Genomic DNA, 18,340 nt, shown 5'->3' with positions numbered 1-18,340 from the left:
GTAATCGAATTTATAGCGTTGATTATGCCGTGGAATGAGTGAGGAGACAATACGCTTGAGCGTGTGAGCATGCCATCTGAGACGTCGCCGGCGACCGTGCCAATATCGGCGGTCATGCAACGGCCGCTCTGGCGCGATACCTTCAGCTCCCTGCGGCTCCACAACTACCGCCTCTACGTCATCGCGCAATTCATCGCGTACACGGCGGCGTGGGTGCAGCGCATCGCCGTCGACTGGCTCGTTCTGGAGCTCACGGGAAACGTAGCGCTCGTCGGCCTGACGATCGCCATTCAGTTCACGCCGACGATCATCCTTGGCGCGTATGCCGGAGTGATCGCCGACCGTTTCGACAAGCGGGCGACTTTGATGGTCGCACAGTCCATCATCGGCATGCTCAGTCTTGCGCTCGCAATCATCACCATCATGGGAGTCGCCCAGCTCTGGCTCGTCTATCTGCTCGTGCTCCTGATGGGCATCATCCAGGTCTTCGACAACCCTGCTCGTGCGGTGTTCGTCAACGAGCTCGTTGGCCCTCGCCATTTGCGCAATGCCATCAGCCTCAACGCGTCGATTTTCCACTCGGGCGCCTTCCTCGGGCCTGCCCTGAGTGGAGCACTCATCGTGGCCGCTGGCTCCGGCTGGGCAATCGGCATCAACGCCGTCGCGGTGGTCATCGGAGTGATCATCCTGGCGTCCATGCGCAAGAACGAACTGCTGATCGCCCCGCGGGCTCCCGAATCGAAGGGCCAAATTCGCGAAGCAATTCGCTACATTCGTGCCAAACCCACACTGTTCTGGACAATGGTGATGGTCTTCGTTGTCGCTGTGTTCGGGATGCCGATGCCCACGCTTCTCGCCGCCATGGCCAACACCGTCTACGACACCGGCGCCAGCGGTTACGGCCTGTACAACTCACTCGCTGCGATCGGCGCCCTGCTCGGAGCACTTGCTTCAGCCCGCCGAGCGAGTCTCCGCCTGCGCACGATCATCTTTGGCGCGGTGCTCTACGGCGCCATGATGATGCTCGCGGGCATCGTGCCCATTTACGGCATGTTCTTGGGTGTGCTGATCGGTATCGGCCTCAGCCGACTCCTCCTCATGACTGCCGCTGAAACGATGGTTCAACTCTCGTCGAACCTCGTCATTCGTGGTCGCGTTATGGCCTTCTGGGTCATGGTGATTCTTGGCGGTCAGGCCGTTGGCGGTCCGCTCATGGGAACCATCGCCGAACTCTGGGGTGCCAAGCTTGCCTTCGTCATCGCCGGTGGTGTGCCCGCTGCGGTCGCGATCGGCATCGCTATCGTGCTCGCCCGCTCCGGTCGCCTCACAGTAAAAGTGGCGCCGCGCCGAGCCGGTCGTTGGGTGGCCATTGTGCCGAAGCATCAGTCGCGCGCAATCACCGAGCCCATCACCATCGTGGATGCTGAAGCAGTGCCGTCGGAACCTCGCGGCATGAAGTTGCGAAAGTTGCGCTCGACGCTCCTACGTTCTTCGTCGAAGAGGCGCCGCGAACGCAAGTAGCGAGCAGGCGCGGTCAGCAGATGAACCTAAACTGCGCGGTTGTCTTTGCGCAGCATTGCCTCAACTTCGTCCACTGCCATGGTCGGCATCGTGTTGGCGCTGATGGGGTTCATGACGTCGTCGCGGATGTCATCGAGCAGCGTCGTGAGCATCTCACCGGCGTCGTCGACGATTTCGGTACTGCGCACTTCGGTGCCGTGCAGCAACCACTTCGCGACCGAAAGTTCGGCATAGAAGGTGGCGCGTTGCTTGAGCTGGCGGTCGCCCGCTCCGCGAGCATCCGCATACGCTCCGAACGCCGTGTCGATGATCGCGTCGTTGCGTGGACCAAGCAGCCACTGTAGGTCTGTGGCGGGATCGCCGACCTTGATGTCTTGCCAGCCGAGCACGCCGGTTACTGCGTTGTCGGCGCTCAAGAACGAATCGGAGACGAGGGAACCGTTGACGACGCTGGGCTGGAACTGCCAGAGCTTGGAATCTTCGGCCGCTTTGCGCCAGCGTTCGAGCAGTGCTGCGGGCACCAACTTAGTGGCGGCGGCGCGATCGATGATCGAAATGCAGGAACGTAGGCACTCGCCGGCGGTCTGCACGGGGAGTCCGGCATCCGCCACGAAGCTTGTGGGAAGGGCGTGAATCGCGGCGATCGCGGAACCGATGGATGCCGCAAGCGACCCAGCACCGGTGGTGTACGAGCGCATCGGAACTTTGCTGCCGTACACAAATTCGTAGACGATGCCGCGCGTTTGTCCGACGGGAACCTGGCCCGCATAGCTCGTGACGTTGAAGGGGAGACGGGTGCGCACACCGGCGCTCAAGGCGCGCAAAGCGACGAGGTCGGCGGACTGTACGTTCTCGGCCGCAGCGTTTCGCGGCACACGAATAATCCAGTGTTTGCCGGCGCGGTCAGTGATGAGCGCGGAATCGAAGTCGTTTCCGTTGCCGGTGCCGAACGGGGCGGCTGCGGCAACTTCGAGTCCCTCGACAGCAGAGGTCGCCAGCGCGGCTAGAGTGAGATGTGATCTGGCCATAACACTCAGGGTAGGTTGCTCTGACGTGCATTTGCCGCACGCCACGCACTTGGGACGGGGTCGATACATGTCACAGGCTTTTCTTTCGCGACTGCCATTGTCGCGATATGAGATCGATCGTGACCACCTAGCTCGGGAAGACCCGCGTCTTCTTGACCGCTTGTGGCGCGAATCGGGCACCCGCGTGCTGCCCATTTTCAATGGCTCGGCGCTGCTGTCTGCCGATGGTTCGTTAGCGCTCTTGCACCCGGATGCGATCGAGCGCGGCCACACGAGCGTCTATTTGGGGCGCTCGATGTCGACCACGAGTCCGGAACCAGTGGGCACCCCTATCGTGACGGTCGAACTTGAGGATGCCGGCCACTTTGCCGAGGCCGAGTGGGGCAACCTGCGCAGCATTGCTCCGCAGCTGAGCGACCGCGATGCGGGGCTCTTCACTGAAGCGCTCGCGATCTTGAATTGGCATTCCTCGCACTTGTTCTCACCTCGCACGGGAGAGCCGACCGTCGTGGAGAAGGCCGGTTGGGTGCGTCGTGATGTCGCCTCCAAACTTGAAGTTTTTCCGCGCACTGATCCCGCGATCATTGTGGGCGTCACCGACAACGACGACCGCTTGCTTCTCGGGTCGAACGCGCTGTGGGAGTCGAACCGGTACTCGTTGCTTGCCGGCTTTGTGGAGCCGGGGGAGTCGTTGGAGTCTGCCGTGCAGCGCGAGATCTTTGAGGAATCCGGTGTTCCCGTGGTTGATCCCGTCTATTTGGGCAGCCAGCCCTGGCCGTTTCCGGCCTCGCTCATGCTCGGCTTCACGGCATCCGTTGCTCCCGGTTTCACGGGCCCCGGCACCCCGGATGGCACCGAGATTCTTGACCTGCGTTGGTTCAGCCGCGACGAGCTTGCGAACTCTCTCAATGACATCCGCCTGCCGGGCCATGCTTCGATCGCTCGCGCCATCATCGAGCACTGGTACGGCCAACCGATTGACGAACAACCGTGACGCTTGACGCTAACGAATTACTCGACGCACTAGACGAGGGCCAGCGTCAGGCCGCCGAAACGCTCCTCGGACCGGTATGCCTTCTCGCGGGTGCCGGCACGGGAAAGACTCGCGCAATCACTCACCGCATTGCGTACGGCGTCGCTACCGGTGTGTACCCTCCTGGCCGAGTGATGGCTCTGACCTTCACGAATCGCGCCGCGGGGGAACTGCGCGGGCGCCTACGTGGCCTCGGGGCAGAAGGCGTCGCCGCGCGCACCTTCCACGCCTCGGCTCTCTCCCAGCTCAACGCTTTTTGGCCGCAGACCATCGGTGGCACGATGCCGCGTCTCCTCGAGGGCAAAGCGCGCATGATTGCGCACGCTGCCGACTCCATCAAACTCAAGCTCGATACCGCAACGTTGCGGGATGTCGCGGCCGAAATCGAGTGGCGAAAGACGTCGCGGATGTCGGTGGAACAATACGGCAACGCTGGCCGTACGGTGCCCGCGGCCCTGACTATCGACAAGATGGTCGAACTCCAATCCGCGTACGAGTCGATCAAGGATGCCCGGCGCCAGATCGATTTCGAAGACGTGCTTTTGGCTGCAGCAGGCATGATCGAGGCTGAGCCCCGCATCGCTCAGCAGGTGCGCGAGCAATACCGTTTCTTTGTCGTGGATGAATATCAGGACGTTTCCCCGCTGCAACACGAACTGCTGCGGCTGTGGGTGGGCGACCGCGATGATCTTTGTGTCGTCGGCGATGTGAGCCAGACCATTTACTCCTTTGCCGGAGCGAGCCCTGACTTCTTGCTGCGCTTCGCTTCGCAACATGACAACGCTGCGGTACTTCGACTCGAACGCAACTACCGTTCGACTCCCGAGATTGTGCACACCGCGAACAAGTTGATGGCGAACCAGAAGGGTGCGCTCACCCTGCAGGCGGCAACAACCGAGCACTCTCCGACCCCGCAGGTCATTGGCTACGACGATGACAACGCCGAGGCCGCCGCGATTGCCGCCGCAGTCGCGGCCCAAATTGCCGCGGGAACCAGCCCCGAAGACATCGCCGTGCTCTATCGCATCAACGCTCAGTCGCAGCCCATTGAGGCCGCGCTCACCGCGGCCGGCGTGCCATTCCTCGTGCGCGGAGCGACTCGCTTCTTTGACCAGCGCGAAGTTAAAGAGGCCATCATGCTGTTGCGTGGTGCCTCCATCACGACCGCTACCGAGCCACTGTTCAAGTCAGTCAGCGACATCCTGCGCTCCATTGGGTGGTCGCAAGAACCACCGGAGACCGCCGGTGCCGTTCGCGAGCGGTGGGAATCGCTCAACGTGATCATGCGTCTCGCCGAGGATGCCGCTGCCGAGATGACGCTGCGGGAGTTCGTGGCCGACCTTGTCGATCGCCAGAGCAGCAACAACGAACCTCTGCGTTCCGCTGTGAACCTCGCGACCCTGCACTCGGCCAAGGGCCTCGAGTGGGAGTGCGTGCACCTCATCGGCCTCAATGAGGGCCTTTTGCCCATCAGCTACGCCCGCACCCCAGAAGCGATCGACGAAGAACGTCGTCTGCTGTACGTCGGTATTACCCGTGCGCGACGATCACTCGGGATGTCGTGGTCGGCTAGCGCACAAACAGGCCGGGCTGCGCGTCGTGCCCCCAGCCGCTTCCTCGACGACGTTCGGGACCGGACTCAACGCTTGTAACGTTCGTCACCTGTTGGCAGCCACATTCTGGATGCCGAAAGCGCAAGCTTTCATCGCGACGGCCCGTGGCGTGATCGATGCGCACCGATGACGTAGCGTCGGCCGGTGTCTGGTCGAAGACGGTGTAACCGCTGCGACCGAGACGATGCAGGGCCATGCGGCTCGCCTCGCCGGCGGCTTCAGCAACGAGCGTGGGGGTGTGCGCGAGTGAGGTGCGACCCATGAGCTGGGTGGCGATGGCGGGCCAGGACGGGTCGGCATCTCGGCGATGAAGATCGATGCATAACAAGCATCCGGTGATTCCAGGAGTAACGACCGGACCAATTTCGGCAGCAGAGTCGGTGATGACGACGGGCATGTGGGGCACATCGCGGCGAAGCCAGTGTGAGTGCACCGATGGCGGAATCACGAAGTGACCGACGACGATCGCAAGATCTGGGTCGGGGTTAGTGAGTTCATCAGGAGTGGAAGCGACATCAACGCTCACCCCACTGGCGGCGAGAATGCGCGCAATGGACTCGACGAGAACGCCTGAACCGAGAACCGCGACGTGAGCGCTCGGCGGCTGCGGGGGCGTAGCGACCAGCACCCGCGAAAGCGCATCAAGCAGATCGTTGCATTCGTCGGGGTGCGACTTCGCAAGCATGGCGATGCCACTCCGGCTGATGCCGGCCACGAGAGCTGAGAGGATCTTCTCTTGAGTCTCGGTGACGCGGGGCAATACAACGACGGGTGGGTCAATGCCGAACTGAGCACTCGTCGGGGATCGCCACACGAGCGGTAGTCGGGGGTCTACACGCAGCATCATGTGCCCATTGTGCACAACTGTCCGATTGGTCAGTGTGAAGATTCCACAGCCCGAAGATGAACTATGGGCGACAAAAACTTGCCACGCGCGCGCCCGTCGTAGCGGGGCGCGCAGTTTGCTCGCTGAGGGCTAGGAGCCTTCGCCCTCGTGAGGGCGATCTCCCGACTCATCGTTGAGAAGGTCATTGATGGCTTGATCAACGTCGTCCAGAGTGCTGCCACCATCACGCAGTCGCGCTACCAGAGCCGCGGGATCGTCGATATCGGCTGCCGTCGGCATCAAGTCGGGGTGTGACCACAGTGCATCGCGTTGGTCGGCGCCAAGTTCGTCGGTGACGTGTTGCCACATTGCTGCCGCTTCACGCAGGCGGCGCGGGCGCAATTCGAGACCCACGAGAGTGGCAAAGGCAGACTCGGCGGGGCCGCCAGAAGCACGACGGCGTCGTACTGTCTCCGCGATCGCGCTGCGCGCAGGAAGTCGCGAAGTAGCGGCCGCCGTCACAACATCCACCCAGCCTTCGACAAGGGCAAGCACGGTCTCGAGGCGCTCTAGGGCCTCGCGCTGTTCTTCGCTCTTCGGTGGAATCAGCGAACCGTTGGTCATTGCGTCACGAAGCTCTTCAGGGTTGTTGGGGTCGAAGCCGCTGGCTAGCTCAGCAATGGCATCCGAATCAATGTGGATGTCGTGCGCATAGGCCGTGACGGAGGTCATGAACTGCAGACGCAGCCACTTTGCGTGGCGGAAGAGTCGGGCGTGCGCGAGCTCGCGCACCGCCAAGTAGAGGTGAATCTCGCTGTCGGGCAGGTCGAGACCGTTGCCGAACGCGAAGACACTCTGCGGAACGAGCACCGCTTGTTGCTCGTCGAAGAGGGGGATGCCGATGTCGCCGCCCGACACCACTTCGCTCGACAACTGACCAACGACCTGGCCGAGCTGCATGGCGAAGAGGGTGCCGCCGATGTTGCGCATGACTTTGCTGGCACCGCTGAGCATCTCATCCATCTCTTCGGGTGCGTTCTGCTTGAGAACGTCCGTGAGGGAATTGGCGATCGAGTTGGCCACTGGTTCAGCAAGCTGGGTCCAGATGGGCATCGTGATGGTGACCCATTCGCTGCGGCTGAGCAGTTTGGGTTCCACAGTGAGCTCGGAGATGTCGGTGACCTCGTCGAGCCAGAGCGCAGCCACATGGAGGGCCTGCTCGAGTTTGGTGCGTTCGGCAGGCAATGACACCACGGTGCTTTGCGACGCGAGGTTCTTGGCCTGCTCAAGAGCAATGTCCCAGTTAATTCCATCGCCGCTCTTGCCGAGCGCGTTCTGGAGCTGGCTCAGCAGTTGCTGAATCATCGCAGGATCGTTGGGCAGCCCTGCCGCACCAGCCAATTTCGCCGGATCGATTTCGCCCTCGCCCGACAGAAAGTCGCGCATCATGTCGCGGAACTCGTCTTCGGAATTGTTCTCAGCATCGTCAGCCATGCTTTAACGCTAGCCGCTCGATGCCGTGCGCGGCTGAGTTTTGACCTAGGCTAGTGACTCTTACCGTGCGCCTGTGGCGAACACCGCTCCCACCCCGTAAGGACCTAGGTGGCCCTGTTTACTGATAATCGACCCGAACCTTCATCGAGCCGCGCCCGAAGTGGCTGGCTGGGATGGCTGGTTCTGAGCGTCGCGCTTGTAGGAACCCTGCTGGCAACCCTCGTACCTTCGCCGTACATCATCGAGCAACCTGGCCCGGTGTACGACACTTTGGGCGACGTGGAAATTGAAGGCGCCCTCGTGCCGCTCATTCAGATTCCGGTCGAGACGACGTACCCCACTGAGGGTGCGCTCGACATGCTGACAGTCAACGTGTTGGGAAACCCCGATTCACCGCTTAGCTGGTTTGAGGTTGGCGCCGCCTATTTCGATCGCAGCAAAGCAATCGTTCCGGTCGAAGCTGTTTATCCCGTTGGGGTGACGGTCGAGGATTCCACTGAAGCCGGTCGCATCCAGATGGAGACCTCGCAGCAGGAAGCAATTGCCGCAGCGCTCTCTAACCTGGGCTACGAATTTGATGCCACGCTGACCGTCGCCGAAACCTCCGCTGGCGGGCCATCAGAAGGCGTGCTCGAAGCAGGCGACATCATCCGCAGCGTGAACGGTGAGACTTTTGCCGACGTTGCTGGACTGCGCGACGAGATCGCAGCAAACGGAACCACAACTCCCGCCGAGGTTGTCTTCGAGCGCGAAGACGAAGAATTGACCGTCGAGATCACCCCCACAATGAGCGAAGGCGACGACGCCATCCCGGTCATTGGTGTTGTGGTGGGTAGCGCGTACAACTTCCCGGTCGACGTGAAGATCCAGTTGGAGAACGTTGGCGGACCGAGCGCGGGAATGATGTTTGCGCTCGGAATCATCGACAAGCTCACACCTGGCGCAATCAACGGCGGCACCGAAGTTGCTGGCACAGGAACGATCACCGCAACAGGCGATGTCGGACCGATCGGTGGCATCCAGCAGAAGATGTATGGTGCCCAGGCTGCCGGTGCTGACTTCTTCCTTGCGCCCGTCGAAAACTGTGACGAGGTCGCAGAAAACACTCCCAAGGGACTCACCGTCTATGCGGTCGACGACCTCAACGATGCGCTTGTCGCGCTTGCCAGCATTCGCGGCGGCTTGAGCGGCGCGGGACTGCCTTCATGCAGCGCCAATTGAGCGCTGCCTGATCCGTCAACTTTGCTACGAACCTTCCTGTGTGCTGCCTCCAGCACACAGCCCTGTGTAGAACATTGCACGGAGCTTGTGTAACGCTGAGAGCGATCACCAGCCCCGCGCCCATGAAAGACCTTTAAGATAGCTCTAAGCCCCCAATTTCAGGAGCAAAGTACTGTGTCGAGCCAAACCCAATCAGCCCCGACGAGCAAGACGAGGTCTGCGTTTACGATTACGGCGATAATTCTCGCTGTCATTGTTATCGCGTTCTTCTTGTTCTCGAACCTCTACGCCGATGTGCTCTGGTTTAGCCAGGCCGGGTATCTGGAGGTTCTCACTACCCAGTGGATCGCTACAGCCGTGATGTTCATCATCGGCTTCGTCGCGATGGCCGTTCCCGTAGGCGTCAGCCTGCTGGTCGCCTTCCGCGCACGCCCCATCTACGCCAAACTCAATGCACAGCTTGAGGGCTACCAGCAGGTTGTCGAACCGCTGCGCAAGCTCGCGATGGTGGGCATCCCGGTTCTGCTCGGCATCTTCGGTGGTGTCTCCTCAGCGAGCGCCTGGCCCGTTGCTTTGCAATGGCTGAACCGCAGCTCGTTCGGTGAGACCGACCCGCAGTTCGGCTTGGACATCTCGTTCTACTTCTACGAGCTCCCGATGTACCACTCCATCGTTGGCTTCGCGTCCGCCGTGTTGATCATCTCGTTCATCGGCGCGCTCGCCACAAGCTACCTTTACGGTGCTCTGAGCGTTCACGGTCGTGAGGTACGCATTTCTCGTTCCGCTCGAGTGCAGCTTGCGATCACCGCAAGCATTTTCTTCGCGCTGCAGGCCGTCAGCATCTGGCTTGACCAGTACACGACGTTGTATTCCACCAGCCAGGGCTTCCTGCAGACCGGTGCAAGCTACACCGAGGCAAACGCCACCATCCCGGGCCGTGCGATTCTCGCCGGCATCGCGGCGATCGTGGCCATCCTCTTCATCGTCACGGCGATCATTGGCCGCTGGCGTCTTCCGATGATCGGTACCGCCCTGCTGCTCATTAGTGGCCTGGTCGTCGGAAACCTCTACCCGTGGATCGTTCAGCGCTTCCAGGTAGACCCCAACGCGCGTACCTACGAGTCCGAATATATTGATCGAAGTATTCAAGCGACGAGGGATGCGTACGGTGTCGCTGAAGTAGACGAAGTTCCTTACAGTGCGACAACGGATGCTGAGCCCGGTGCGCTTCGTGCAGACGCGGCCACGACGGCCAACATCCGAATTCTCGACCCCGCGATCGCCCCAGCGGCATTTGCGCAGCTCGAGCAGTTCAAGCAGTACTACCAGTTCGGTAGCCACCTCGACGTTGACCGCTATGAGATTGATGGCGAAACTCAAGACACCGTGATTGCGGTTCGTGAGCTCAACCAGTCCGGTCTTGGCGAGTCACAGTCCTGGTACAACAACGCAGTCGTCTACACCCACGGTTATGGCGTCGTTGCGGCTTTCGGTAACCAGCGTGCTGCCGACGGTCAGCCGGTGTTCCTCGAGTCGGGCATCCCGAGCACTGGAGATCTCGGCGATTACAACCCTCGCGTGTACTTCGGTGAAAATTCACCCGAGTACTCGATTGTTGGTGCCCCTGAAGGCTCTGACGACATCGAACTCGACTACCCCTCGGGTGGAGAAGACAGCGAACAGAACGCCACGACGACGTTTGAGGGCGACGGCGGGCCTGTGCTCGACAACATCTTCAAGAAGCTTGTCTACGCGGTGAAGTTCCAGTCTGAGCAGATCTTCCTCGCCTCAGACGTAACTGACGAGTCGCAGATTCTCTACGATCGCGAGCCTCTCGAGCGTGTAGCGAAGGTTGCTCCGTACCTCACCCTTGACAGTGACGTGTACCCGGCCATTGTGGACGACCGGATTGTGTGGATCGTCGACGGCTACACCACGGGTGCTAACTACCCGTACTCGCAGGTTGAGCAGCTTTCTAGCGCGATTGCCGACAGCTACACGCCGGCGCCGCAGTTCGCGCTCGACGACATCAACTACATCCGCAACTCGGTCAAGGCGACTGTTGATGCGTATGACGGTTCGGTGAAGCTCTACGCCTGGGATGACGAGGAACCAGTTCTGCAAACGTGGAACAAGATCTTCCCGAACACCCTGTTGCCGCAAAGCGACATGAGCGTTGAGTTGCTCGATCACGTGCGGTACCCCGCCGACCTGTTCAAGGTTCAGCGCGAAATTCTGGGATCCTTCCACGTGACGGATGCTGGCTCGTTCTACTCGAGTGATGACCAGTGGGTTAGCCCGGAGGATCCGGTTTCTGGAACCGGTTCGCTTCAGCCCCCGTACTACCTCACTATGCAGGTTCCGGGAACAGAAGACCCCGCGTTCACTCTCTACTCGACCTTCATTCCTAAGGGAACAGCAGACGCCAGTCGAAGTGTTCTCACCGGTTATTTGACGGCGAACTCGGATGCGGGACCTGATTATGGCAAGCTCACGTTGCTGACGCTGCCGAAGCAGGACACGATTCCTGGTCCCGGACAGGTGCAGAACAGCTTCAATACCGACACGATCGTGGCCAACCAGCTGGCACTTCTCCAGCAGGGCGACACCGAGGTGAAGCTTGGTAACTTGCTGACGCTCCCCGTCGGCGGCGGGCTGCTGTACGTGCAGCCGGTCTATGTTCAGTCGACCAGCGGAACTCAGTACCCACTGCTGCGCAAGGTGCTGGTGTCGTTCGGTGACGAGATTGCCTTCGAAGACACTCTCGACGAAGCACTCGACACACTGTTTGGTGGAGACTCTGGCGCCGAAGCCGGCGACGGTGAAGTTCCGGTAACGCCGGATGTTCCCGTTGACCCGGATGCGCCAGTAGACCCGGATGCACCGATTGTCACTCCCGGTGACAATGCGGCACTCGACAGTGCACTCGCCGACTACAAGTCAGCGCTTGCCGACCGTAACGCCGCCTATGCAGACAACGACCTCGTCGCTGCTGCAGAAGCTGACCAGAAAATGGTCGACGCAATCGAGCGTGCAATCGCCGCCACCGAATAGCGAATTCTGACTCAGCGGGCCGCAGCACACTGTGAGCCCGCTGAGTTCGGTTTTCGTGCCGTTCACCCTGTGTTACGCTTTATATACGCCGCGGGGTGGAGCAGTTCGGTAGCTCGCTGGGCTCATAACCCAGAGGTCGCAGGTTCAAATCCTGTCCCCGCAACCACGTAAAGAATCCCGGTCTCATTGAGACCGGGATTTTTGCGTTAACGAGTTCAGGCAGCGCCTTCGGATGCGGGATCCGCCCACGGGTGTGAGATTCTTGGCTGCACTGTTCTCGCTGGTCGCCGGTTCTGCGACACTTTTCGACGGTGTGTGACCAGAGAGAGACCCACGATGAATTCCCACGCACGCATGACCGCCCTCGTCACAGGTGCAAGCTCCGGTGTGGGCTGGGAAGCCGCAGCGCAACTCGCCGAGGCAGGCTACGGCCGCATCATCATCACGGCGCGCACGGACGAGAAAGTCGCGGAGGCTGGGGCTTCACTCAGTGCACGAGTTCCCGGCGCGCAGTTTGTGCCCGTAACTCTCGACCTTGACGACTTTAGCTCCGTCGCACGGGCCGCTGACGTGCTCATCGCCGACGGCACTGCTATCGACGCTCTCATCCTCAACGCGGGCGTCGCCTCCACGACGCAATTGCGCCGAACATCGGCGGGCATCGAACAGATCATGTCAGCCACGCTCACCGGCCACCACGCTTTTACTATGCACCTGCTCCGGGGCGGGATGCTGAGCGCCCACGCGCGCATCATCATTGCCGGGTCGGAGGCCGCGCGCGGAGATGTTCCCTCGTTCACGGTCGTTGACGTTGCTGAGTTGGCTGCGGCATCCTTCGATGGCGATTTGGAACGCGCGATCGAGGCGGTTCTTCGCGCAGAGCCACTGCTGAAATACAGCAACAACAGTCAGTATGCGACGGCCAAGACGTTTGCTGTCTGGTGGACGAAAGAGCTCGCCACCCAACTTCCCGCAGGCATTACGGTGAACGCGGTGTCGCCAGGCAACACTCCGGATACGAAAGCGTCGCGGGGGATGCCCGCGATCATGCGCAGAGTGCTGCTGCCGCTCATGAAACTCATTCCTGGTGTCTCGCACAGCGTTCCGACGGCGGCTGCTCGCTACCTCAGCGCGATCGAATTCTCAGATGAGGTGACCGGCACCTTCTTCGCATCACCGCCGAAGAAAATGACGGGACCGCTCACCGCCGCAACCCAGAGCCATTTCACGAACCCGGACGGGCAGCGCGCGCTGTGGAGCGTGTTGGAAAAGGGGACGGCTCAGTAAGGTTCGGCGGCTATTTGTCGGCCGCGGGTTCAACCGCGGGTTCAGCGTCCTGTTCGCCGTCGTGCTGATGGGTCGGTGCCGACACCGTTACTGGCTCGGTCGCGGGAGCGGGCTCAAGGAAGTCGAAGAGTTGCGGGATGCGTTGGTCCCGTAGCGAGCTTGAAGCGGCAAGGCCGATGAGCACGCCCAAGGCGATTGCGATCATCGTTCCGACGGTCGTGACGAGGCTGCTGAACGCTCCTGTGTTGCCGCCTAAGACCTCTGTGACGCCCACGAGGCCCAGCGCCCCCGGTACGAGCAACCAGAACGCAGGGAGGAAGCTGACGATGGCGGGAGGCCCGCTGCGGTGTCGGGCGACGAGAACCGCGACGGGAGTCATGGCGATGGCACCGATGAGAGCCGAGAGCACGCCACCGAACAGCACGTCACCGATTACCTGGGCGCCGTAGGCAACGTAGAGCACGAGCATGATCCACGGAATGGATGTGGGCCGAGCGCACTGATAGACCGTGATGCCTATTCCGAACACGGCGACCGCAACCCACGGTGCGATCGGGCCGAGTGGCTCGCTCGACACGTCGAGATTGATCGTGGGAACTCCCACGAGGGCGCCGGCGGACACAATGCCGACGGCGAGCAGCAGCAGTCGCATGGCTCCGGCTGCGGCGCGGGCAGAACCCGACATGATGTGGCCGGTCGCAAGCTCGATCACAGCTGTCGTGAGCAGCCCGCCCGGCAACAGGATGACGAGCGGGGCCACGAGCGACGGCAGCACTCCGGAGTCCGCGGAGATGCGGGCTACAAGCAGCACAATCAGTGACGAGCCGAGCGCTGCCCCCACAATGACGAGAGCCGTGTAGGCGGAGGGGAGTCGTTCGCCAAGCAAGAGCAGCGTGCCGACACCGAGGCCAAGAACCGCAGCTAACAGCACTCCCAGCCATGACGATCCCAAAAGAACCGAGATTGCTGCTGACGTGAGGGCATAGGCGAAGACTCGTTGAACGGGAGAAAACGGTGCAGAAAGCTCTCGCACCTTGGTGAGCTGGCGAGTTACCCATGCGCTAGAGCCAGCCCGAACTCGCCCCACTTTGACGACGCGGTCAATCACGTCAACATGGTGAAGCAGATAGGAGCGTCGGCCAGCCGAGACGGCGCGGGTCTGGGCGGAGCCGTCGGCATCCAACGACACCAGTATCGCTGTCGGAAACACGATGACTTCAGCGGAGGGATACCCGTTTGCGGTGGCCACATCCTGGACCGCAGAACGAACCATGCTGACCGGATAGCCGCTGTCGATCATCGCTTCACCGACATCCGCCAATGAATCGAGCACCACACCAGCGGAGGTGTTTCTGTCGCGCGACGGTGCTGCCGGTGCGGTGGTGTGCTCTGGGTGGGAGCGCCGGCGAAGGGCGAGCCAGAGCACAAAGAGGCTCGCGGCCAGCACGGCGATCGCGATCAGTAGTGATGTGAGCGAAACGGTGGATGTCGCAACACTTGGTGGTGTTGCCGGCAGCGGAACAACCTCGACCTCATCGACGGGAGTCTCGACCGGCGTGGGCGTGACGCTGGGGGTCGGAGTAGCGGTCTCGGAGGGGACCGGAGTGGGGGTGGGAATCGAAGTGGAAGGGGCAGTCGGTGTTGGGATTGGATCGATCGTAGAAGTCGGGCTCGGAGTGATCGTCGCTGGGGGAGTCTCTGGCGCTCCGGGGTCAAGCGCATCGGGGTCGTCGACAGCGGCCACGGCGGTGCCGCTCGCTGTGGCGTTGATCGAGAAGGCCGGCGAGAACGCTGTTGCGGACGCGGACGCGGACGCAGACGCGGGGGAGGCGGGTGCGGCCGCCGCCGGTGCGGCTAACGCGAGTGCTGCGGCAGAGCAGGCAGCGACGACGAGCACTCGAAGAGTCAGTCGGCGCAGCGCGTGTCTCATGCTCCAGCGTCCTCCGTTGTAGACAAACCGGTGTGTATGAAACGTACGCGGAATCGTCGACAACAGCGAATGTGGATCGCCCTAGTGCGCCTCATGGTGCTTGTGTTTCCGAGCCGTGGAGGTCGGGCGAGACGGGAGTTGTCTCCGCTGAACTTACTGACGTCGCCGTGCTGGGTTTCGGCGGACGGCGAGCAGCGTCGACCCTGCGATGAGCAGGAAGGCTGCTGCGAGAATCGTGTGTGTGGCGTCCGAGCCGGTTGCCGGCAGTAAAGCTCCAGCGAAACGGATGGTGGTGGCATCTGATGCGAGTGAAAGCTGATCGGATGCCACCATTGCGACGCTCGAGAAGTCGGCTCCGACATCCGTGACTATCAAGGTTGCTGTGCAGATCGCCGTAGCGCCAGGGAGAAGGTCAGCGGGCATTGCCGAACAGTCGAACGACAGAGTCGGCAAAGTGCTGGTGACGACGATGTTCTCGAGCGTCGTATTGCCGGTGTTGGTTGCCGAAACGGTGAACGCCACGGTATCGCCGGCGGCAGTATAAGTCGTGGTGTTTGCGCTCTGAGCGAGGTCGAGCGCGGGTGCCTGATTGATCGTGGTTGTGGCGGTATCTGCGGCCGAGGTGACCGTCTCATTCCAGGCCTTGCCGGATGCGGTAGCTGAGTTGGTGTAGCTGCCCGCGTCAATGTCGTCTTGGGTTACGGCATGCTCGGCGGTGCAGATCATCGTCTCGGTCGCCGCGAGGGCATTCGCGGGGCAGGACAGGTTGTGCGCTCCCGCGTCGGTGACGGCGACGTTGCCGAGTGCGAGCGTTCCTGAGTTGGTGACGAGGAAGCTGTAGTCGATGTCGTCGCCCACGGCGGTCGCGCCCGCGGGTAACGGGATCGCTGTCTTCGCGATGGTGAGTTCCGCAGTGCCATCAACGACCGAGGGACCGATGAAGCTCATCCCTTCCGCGACGGCGGTTCCTGTCTCGTGTTCGTCTCCGACAATGACCACCATGCGTGCGACCGGAGTCGTGAGGTCAGCGGTGAATCCGATCCAGCGTGTGCTGCGGTTGCCACAGCCGTCAGGGTCGGTGCCGCAGAGGCTTTGGTCGCCGCTGGGAACGACTTCTTCTTCAGAAAGGAGAAGGTCATCGGTGCCGTAGAGGCGCACGAGCGCTGGCACGCCCGACCCGTCGGTGCGCGTCTCAAGGTCACCGAACCAACCGCCGAAGGCGAGTACGCCCGTGGAGAAGGTGAATTCGAAAGCATCACGGGTGTTTGCTTCTTGCGAATTGCCGCCGGATGCCCCGTAGCTGAAGCCAGCGCCGTTCGTGCAGCCGCTATTGCCATCGAGAAGTGACGGCCGGGGTGAGCTGCTCTGAAGCGTGTTGCCGCTGCCCGTGCATTGTGCGATTCCCGAGTTCGGGCTGATGCCGACATACGTTGTTGTGGCGCCGGGCGTGTACATGGTGCGTTCAACGGAGACGGTCGTGCCCCCGGCGGTAGTTGCAATTACTCCTGACAGCGGGTCGTTGTGGGTTCCGTTGATGACGAGAGGCGCGGGAACGGTTCCGCCACGCGCAGTGATGGCAGCGCCCCAGGCATCGCGAAGGGTGGTGGCGGCAGCACGGCCTGCAATGTTGTTTCCGGATGCTTCGGCCGAGACGTTCGCATAGGTGGCAGCGGATGCCGGCGTAGCGACGAGCGCAACGAGCGAGGTCGCGAGGGCAGCGACGAGTGCAGTTTTAATCGGGTACTTCACAGTGAATCCTTTAGCGTGAAGTCGCTTCGGGTGCGACGATCACCCCACAACTCTAGCGATCACGAAGCGACCAGACCACCGCCCAATTCGGGTGACCGCGGTTATCTGGCGACTTAGCAGACGGGGGCGCCTAGCGCCAGGTGTCGACGAGCGCGTGGATGGAGGCAAACGCAGAATGGACGTGCTCGGCACCAGCTCGGGAGCGGATGGTGACCTGGAGCCCGAAGAACAGAAGCGAGAGCATGTCGGCTCGTTGAGCGGTGAGCGCATCATTCTCGGTCGAACCGGCGAACGCGAGGGCTGCGAGAGCCGTCATCTGCGCGTGAAGAGCACGGCTGTTCTCGACGGAGAAGTCTTCGTAGCCTGGCGTGCTGCCCCGCAATTCGTTCGCACTCATCACCATGAGGCAGCCCCAACTGCCCTCGTCGGTGCTCGCGAATTCTTCGAACTTGTCGAAGAAAGTGTGGATGCCGGCAATGCCGGTCCCGGATTCAGCGCGCAGCTGCGCGAGCATCGCCATGCGCTCGCTGAGGTAGCGCCGCAGCACGGTTGCGAAGAGTTCTTCTTTGCTTCCGAAGGTGCGGTACAGGCTGGGTTTGTGAACCCCGCTGGCTTCAACAATGTCTGTCATGGAGGTATTGCCGTAACCCTGCTGCCAGAACAGCGCGGTGAGCTGGTTGAGCACAGCTTCTTCGTCGAACGCTCGAGGGCGGCCAGCGGTTGGTGTTAATGTGGTGCTCATTCATCCACTCTACGTCCATTCGTGGATATTTAGAACCCACCGGTATCAAAACAATCGTGTGCCGTTCAGGACGTGTCGTTGGGGAAAAACGGAGGGAAAGACCGATGACCAGTTCGTTAGACAACGTTGAAGCGATTACGGTGTTTGCGGATGACATTCCTGCATCCCGAGAGTTCTACACCACCGTCTTTGCCGCGCCCATCCTCTTTGAAGACGACGTCTCGGTCGCGCTGCGCGTTGGTGCCATCGTGATCAACGTCTTGGCGCGAACCGAAGCCCCCGCGTTGATAGCGCCCGAGCCGATCGCAGAAGCGGGAGTGGCGGCATCCGTCATGCTGACAGTGAATGTGCCCGATGTGGATGCCGCGTGCGCTGCTGTGCGCGAGCATGGCGTCGAGCTCGTCAACGGCCCCATCGATCGGCCATGGGGTCGTCGTACTGCCGTGTTTCTCGACCCGTCTGGGCTGCCGTGGGAGATTGCGCAGGAGCTGGGTTAGCTCGCGCGCGTTCCCCCAGAAGTGCGCTCGATCTTCAGCATGACGAGTGCGCCGACGATCAGCACCGGGCCGACGAGGCGTGCGATCTGAGTGAGAAACTCGACCCCACCGGCAAGGCCGCTCGCGAACTGCGAAGCGAGCGGGAAGCCGATCGATTGCGCGGCCCAATAGAGGTTGGGAATCACGAAGTTGCCCAGAACGAATCCGACGATGAGCAGGCCGAGCCCTGTCCAAAACGCAATCTTGGGGCGAAGTAGTTGGTCGATCATCCGGAGCTCCTGTGTTTCGTGGGCGTAACAGTTTCAGGCTAACCCGCCGAGAGTCTGCGGCGCAGTAAAAATGAAC

14 protein-coding genes and 1 tRNA gene are annotated in these 18,340 nt (G+C 61.5%); 8 read left to right on the top strand and 7 right to left on the bottom strand.

The window, feature by feature from the left end:
• Positions 1 to 69: 69 nt before the first annotated feature.
• Complete coding sequence (locus tag I6E73_RS10475; RefSeq protein WP_197125411.1) at positions 70 to 1,521, top strand: MFS transporter; 1,452 nt, start codon at positions 70 to 72, stop codon at positions 1,519 to 1,521.
• Between the two features lie 26 nt (positions 1,522 to 1,547).
• Here the strand turns inward: I6E73_RS10475 and I6E73_RS10470 are convergent, their stop codons facing one another.
• On the bottom strand, positions 1,548 to 2,549 hold the full coding sequence (locus I6E73_RS10470; RefSeq protein WP_197107339.1) for a phosphotransferase: 1,002 nt from the start codon (positions 2,547 to 2,549) through the stop codon (positions 1,548 to 1,550).
• Between the two features lie 67 nt (positions 2,550 to 2,616).
• Here I6E73_RS10470 and nudC point away from each other — a divergent pair, with 67 nt between their 5' ends.
• Together nudC and I6E73_RS14895 are read left to right on the top strand one after the other, a co-directional pair.
• Positions 2,617 to 3,543, top strand: a complete 927-nt coding sequence (gene nudC / locus I6E73_RS10465) for an NAD(+) diphosphatase (protein WP_197125409.1) — start codon at positions 2,617 to 2,619, stop codon at positions 3,541 to 3,543.
• A complete protein-coding gene (locus tag I6E73_RS14895; protein ID WP_197125407.1) occupies positions 3,540 to 5,234 on the top strand; it encodes an ATP-dependent helicase in 1,695 nt (564 codons plus the stop codon). The genes nudC and I6E73_RS14895 overlap by 4 nt, the downstream gene beginning before the upstream one ends.
• On the opposite strand, the gene I6E73_RS10455 is transcribed toward I6E73_RS14895, so the two are convergent.
• Both I6E73_RS10455 and I6E73_RS10450 read right to left on the bottom strand, forming a co-directional pair.
• Complete coding sequence (locus tag I6E73_RS10455) at positions 5,152 to 6,042, bottom strand: hypothetical protein (RefSeq protein WP_197125398.1); 891 nt, start codon at positions 6,040 to 6,042, stop codon at positions 5,152 to 5,154. The genes I6E73_RS14895 and I6E73_RS10455 overlap by 83 nt on opposite strands.
• A 129-nt stretch (positions 6,043 to 6,171) precedes the next feature.
• Positions 6,172 to 7,515, bottom strand: coding sequence for a zinc-dependent metalloprotease (locus I6E73_RS10450; RefSeq protein WP_197110256.1), 1,344 nt, complete (start codon positions 7,513 to 7,515; stop codon positions 6,172 to 6,174).
• Between the two features lie 108 nt (positions 7,516 to 7,623).
• Between I6E73_RS10450 and I6E73_RS10445 the strand changes: the two genes are divergently transcribed.
• The 4 genes from I6E73_RS10445 to I6E73_RS10430 all read left to right on the top strand — a co-directional run bounded on the left by I6E73_RS10445 (position 7,624) and on the right by I6E73_RS10430 (position 13,077).
• Positions 7,624 to 8,736, top strand: coding sequence for a S16 family serine protease (locus I6E73_RS10445; RefSeq protein ID WP_197125396.1), 1,113 nt, complete (start codon positions 7,624 to 7,626; stop codon positions 8,734 to 8,736).
• A 174-nt stretch (positions 8,737 to 8,910) separates the two neighbouring features.
• Positions 8,911 to 11,790, top strand: a complete 2,880-nt coding sequence (locus I6E73_RS10440; RefSeq protein ID WP_197125394.1) for a UPF0182 family protein — start codon at positions 8,911 to 8,913, stop codon at positions 11,788 to 11,790.
• Between the two features lie 89 nt (positions 11,791 to 11,879).
• Positions 11,880 to 11,956: transfer RNA gene (locus I6E73_RS10435), tRNA-Met, on the top strand.
• A gap of 170 nt (positions 11,957 to 12,126) precedes the next feature.
• Positions 12,127 to 13,077 (top strand): SDR family NAD(P)-dependent oxidoreductase, encoded by a 951-nt coding sequence (locus I6E73_RS10430; protein WP_197125392.1) that lies wholly within the window; start codon positions 12,127 to 12,129, stop codon positions 13,075 to 13,077.
• 10 nt (positions 13,078 to 13,087) lie between these two features.
• On the opposite strand, the gene I6E73_RS10425 is transcribed toward I6E73_RS10430, so the two are convergent.
• The 3 genes from I6E73_RS10425 to I6E73_RS10415 all read right to left on the bottom strand — a co-directional run bounded on the left by I6E73_RS10425 (position 13,088) and on the right by I6E73_RS10415 (position 17,498).
• Positions 13,088 to 15,007 (bottom strand): threonine/serine exporter ThrE family protein, encoded by a 1,920-nt coding sequence (locus I6E73_RS10425; protein ID WP_197125390.1) that lies wholly within the window; start codon positions 15,005 to 15,007, stop codon positions 13,088 to 13,090.
• Positions 15,008 to 15,160: 153 nt separating this feature from the next.
• The gene (locus I6E73_RS14890) at positions 15,161 to 16,756 is read right to left on the bottom strand and encodes an LPXTG cell wall anchor domain-containing protein (RefSeq protein WP_197125389.1); all 1,596 of its coding nucleotides are present in this window, start codon (positions 16,754 to 16,756) and stop codon (positions 15,161 to 15,163) included.
• A 130-nt stretch (positions 16,757 to 16,886) separates the two neighbouring features.
• The gene (locus I6E73_RS10415; protein WP_197125387.1) at positions 16,887 to 17,498 is read right to left on the bottom strand and encodes a TetR/AcrR family transcriptional regulator; all 612 of its coding nucleotides are present in this window, start codon (positions 17,496 to 17,498) and stop codon (positions 16,887 to 16,889) included.
• Positions 17,499 to 17,602: 104 nt separating this feature from the next.
• On the opposite strand from I6E73_RS10415, the gene I6E73_RS10410 reads away from it, so the two are divergent.
• The gene (locus I6E73_RS10410; protein WP_197125385.1) at positions 17,603 to 17,995 is read left to right on the top strand and encodes a VOC family protein; all 393 of its coding nucleotides are present in this window, start codon (positions 17,603 to 17,605) and stop codon (positions 17,993 to 17,995) included.
• Here the strand turns inward: I6E73_RS10410 and I6E73_RS10405 are convergent.
• The gene (locus I6E73_RS10405; RefSeq protein WP_197107327.1) at positions 17,992 to 18,264 is read right to left on the bottom strand and encodes a hypothetical protein; all 273 of its coding nucleotides are present in this window, start codon (positions 18,262 to 18,264) and stop codon (positions 17,992 to 17,994) included. The genes I6E73_RS10410 and I6E73_RS10405 overlap by 4 nt on opposite strands.
• Between the last annotated feature and the right edge of the window lie 76 nt (positions 18,265 to 18,340).

The organism is Salinibacterium sp. SWN248, assembly GCF_015864575.1.
GTDB lineage: Bacteria > Actinomycetota > Actinomycetes > Actinomycetales > Microbacteriaceae > Rhodoglobus.
This window is presented reverse-complemented; position numbering and strand designations above follow the sequence as displayed.

Excerpts from the sequence above, each read along its gene's own strand:
- I6E73_RS10475 (WP_197125411.1), top strand. The coding sequence starts at position 70 with ATGCCATCTGAGACGTCGCCGGCGACCGTGCCAATATCGGCGGTCATG.
- I6E73_RS10470 (WP_197107339.1), bottom strand. The coding sequence starts at position 2,549 with ATGGCCAGATCACATCTCACTCTAGCCGCGCTGGCGACCTCTGCTGTC.
- nudC (WP_197125409.1), top strand. The coding sequence starts at position 2,617 with ATGTCACAGGCTTTTCTTTCGCGACTGCCATTGTCGCGATATGAGATC.
- I6E73_RS10455 (WP_197125398.1), bottom strand. The coding sequence starts at position 6,042 with ATGATGCTGCGTGTAGACCCCCGACTACCGCTCGTGTGGCGATCCCCG.
- I6E73_RS10450 (WP_197110256.1), bottom strand. The coding sequence starts at position 7,515 with ATGGCTGACGATGCTGAGAACAATTCCGAAGACGAGTTCCGCGACATG.
- I6E73_RS10430 (WP_197125392.1), top strand. The coding sequence starts at position 12,127 with ATGAATTCCCACGCACGCATGACCGCCCTCGTCACAGGTGCAAGCTCC.
- I6E73_RS10425 (WP_197125390.1), bottom strand. The coding sequence starts at position 15,007 with ATGAGACACGCGCTGCGCCGACTGACTCTTCGAGTGCTCGTCGTCGCT.
- I6E73_RS10415 (WP_197125387.1), bottom strand. The coding sequence starts at position 17,498 with ATGAGCACCACATTAACACCAACCGCTGGCCGCCCTCGAGCGTTCGAC.
- I6E73_RS10410 (WP_197125385.1), top strand. The coding sequence starts at position 17,603 with ATGACCAGTTCGTTAGACAACGTTGAAGCGATTACGGTGTTTGCGGAT.
- I6E73_RS10405 (WP_197107327.1), bottom strand. The coding sequence starts at position 18,264 with ATGATCGACCAACTACTTCGCCCCAAGATTGCGTTTTGGACAGGGCTC.